This window comes from Neisseria sp. P0001.S005 (assembly GCF_051963715.1).
In genome coordinates this window covers 1-353 of record NZ_JBQCTZ010000812.1, presented here as the reverse complement: position 1 = coordinate 353, position 353 = coordinate 1, and the positions used below count along the sequence as shown (strand labels likewise).

Sequence of the window (353 nt, the reverse complement as noted above, 5' to 3'; positions counted from 1 at the left end):
CTGTTGCTTTCGATATTGCCGATGAAGTTGAGTTTGCTGCTGCTCAACAGTTTAAAGGTTTGTTTGACGGCATCCGTGCCCTTGATGTCTTCTGTACCGACGTTCAAAAGGGCAACGCGCGGGCTGCCTTTTTCAGGGTATAGCGCGTGTACCAGCTCGCTGCCGATGATGGCAAATTGAACCAGTTGTTCGGGCGTACAGTCGACGTTGGCACCCAAATCCAAAACCAGGGTAACGTGTTCGCTGTCGGAAGGCAGGAATTTGGCGATGGCAGGGCGCTCAATGCCGGGAATGGTTTTGAGGACGAATCGGGCGGTCGCCATCAGTGCGCCGGTATTGCCTGCCGATACGGC

Annotated in this window: 1 pseudogene; it reads right to left on the bottom strand. The window is 54.7% G+C overall.

The window, feature by feature from the left end:
- Window positions 1-353: pseudogene (locus ACTHSP_RS23010) on the bottom strand (phosphate acyltransferase PlsX); the annotation flags it as partial.